This window comes from Exiguobacterium sp. s56, from assembly GCF_018618255.1.
Classification (GTDB): domain Bacteria; phylum Bacillota; class Bacilli; order Exiguobacteriales; family Exiguobacteriaceae; genus Exiguobacterium; species Exiguobacterium chiriqhucha.
Genome location: NZ_JACSLR010000042.1, coordinates 1 through 761, shown reverse-complemented (window position 1 = coordinate 761; position 761 = coordinate 1). Strand labels below are relative to the sequence as shown.

The following is a 761-nucleotide window of genomic DNA, read 5'->3' as shown; positions in this document are numbered from 1 at the left end:
CCGTTCCCATGCCGAACACGGAAGTTAAGCGCTTCAGCGCCGAAAGTAGTTGGGGGTCTCCCCCTGTGAGGATAGGACGCTGCCAGGCATTACATATTTGGAGGATTAGCTCAGCTGGGAGAGCACCTGCCTTACAAGCAGGGGGTCGGCGGTTCGATCCCGTCATCCTCCACCATTACACCTGCCGGTGTAGCTCAGTTGGTAGAGCATCTGACTTGTAATCAGAGGGTCGAGGGTTCGAATCCTTTCGCCGGCACCATTTTTTAAAATAGTCTACCGCATGAATTATACCTTGCCGGGGTGGCGGAATTGGTAGACGCACAGGACTTAAAATCCTGCGAGGGTTTCCTCGTGCCGGTTCAAGTCCGGCCCTCGGTACCATCTTAATATCCCATGAAAGTTCATTCGTCTCGCACCCTTAGCTCAGCTGGATAGAGCGTTAGACTACGAATCTAAAGGCCGGGAGTTCGAATCTCTCAGGGTGCACCATCTATTTCGGGAAGTAGCTCAGCTTGGTAGAGCACTTGGTTTGGGACCAAGGGGTCGCAGGTTCGAATCCTGTCTTCCCGACCATCATAACTTTTGGGGCCTTAGCTCAGCTGGGAGAGCGCCTGCCTTGCACGCAGGAGGTCAGCGGTTCGATCCCGCTAGGCTCCACCAATTCTTTAAACCGACGAACTTTGAAAACTGAACGATGAGGCAAAAAAAGTTTTACAATTTTTGAATGAAGCGCAAGCTTCGTCATTTTTAAAGAGCTATAT

The 761-nt window shown here is 51.4% G+C and carries 6 tRNA genes and 1 rRNA gene; all 7 read left to right on the top strand.

The features are described 5' to 3' along the window. Nucleotides 1-88 (top strand): 5S ribosomal RNA (gene rrf / locus KNP71_RS15745); the annotation flags it as partial. An 11-nt stretch (nucleotides 89-99) separates the two neighbouring features. Continuing rightward, nucleotides 100-175, top strand: a tRNA-Val gene (locus tag KNP71_RS15740). 8 nt (nucleotides 176-183) lie between these two features. Next, nucleotides 184-259: transfer RNA gene (locus KNP71_RS15735), tRNA-Thr, on the top strand. A gap of 35 nt (nucleotides 260-294) precedes the next feature. Then, nucleotides 295-381, top strand: a tRNA-Leu gene (locus tag KNP71_RS15730). Between the two features lie 31 nt (nucleotides 382-412). Continuing rightward, a tRNA-Arg gene (locus KNP71_RS15725) sits at nucleotides 413-489 on the top strand. Between the two features lie 7 nt (nucleotides 490-496). After that, nucleotides 497-573, top strand: a tRNA-Pro gene (locus KNP71_RS15720). Nucleotides 574-584: 11 nt separating this feature from the next. Then, nucleotides 585-660, top strand: a tRNA-Ala gene (locus KNP71_RS15715). Nucleotides 661-761: the final 101 nt, after the last annotated feature.